This is a genomic window from Vibrio sp. AIC-3, assembly GCF_013114515.1.
Lineage (GTDB): Bacteria > Pseudomonadota > Gammaproteobacteria > Enterobacterales > Vibrionaceae > Vibrio > Vibrio crassostreae_C.
On the sequence record NZ_VTXG01000075.1, the window covers coordinates 1 to 938 of the forward strand.

1 protein-coding gene is annotated in these 938 nt (G+C 47.0%); it reads left to right on the plus strand.

Annotated elements, in window-relative coordinates; translation table 11 throughout:
• A partial coding sequence (locus F0229_RS21655) for a flagellin (protein ID WP_253821019.1) occupies nucleotides 1–938 on the plus strand: 938 nt, incomplete at both ends.

Genomic DNA, 938 nt, shown 5'->3' on the forward strand with positions numbered 1-938 from the left:
CAAACATCAATGGAGCGTCTAGCTTCTGGCTCAAAAATCAACAGCGCAAAAGATGACGCTGCGGGTCTACAAATCTCGAACCGTTTGAACGTTCAAAGTCGTGGCCTTGATGTTGCTGTACGTAACGCGAACGACGGTATCTCAATTGCACAAACTGCTGAAGGTGCAATGAACGAGACGACTAACATCCTGCAACGTATGCGTGATTTGTCTCTACAATCTTCAAACGGCTCAAACTCAAAATCTGAGCGTGTAGCGATTCAAGAAGAAGTAACAGCACTGAACGACGAACTGAACCGTATCGCGGAAACGACGTCTTTTGGTGGTAACAAGCTGCTTAACGGTACTCACGGTACTAAATCATTCCAAATCGGTGCGGATAACGGTGAAGCTGTAATGCTTCAACTGAAAGACATGCGCTCTGATAACGCTCAGATGGGTGGTAAGAGCTACCAAACTGAGAACGCGAAAGACAAAGACTGGAACGTTCAAGCGGGCTCTAACGACCTAAAACTGTCGTTCACTGACAACTTCGGCCAAGCACAAGAAATCGACATCAGCGCAAAAGCGGGTGATGACATCGAAGAGCTAGCGACTTACATCAACGGTCAACAAGATTCTGTTAAAGCGTCTGTTACTGAAGACGGCAAGCTACAAATGTTCACAGGCAACAACAAAGTGAGCGGCGATGTGTCTTTCTCTGGCGGTCTTGCGGGCGAGCTAGGTATTCAAGCAGCTAAAGACGTAACGGTTGATACTATCGACGTAACATCTGTTGGCGGCGCACAAGAGTCTGTAGCAGTAATCGATGCGGCCCTTAAGTATGTAGACAGTCACCGTGCTGAGCTAGGTGCTTTCCAAAACCGTTTCGACCACGCTATCAGCAACTTAGACAACATTAACGAGAACGTTAACGCATCTAAGAGCCGTATTAAAGA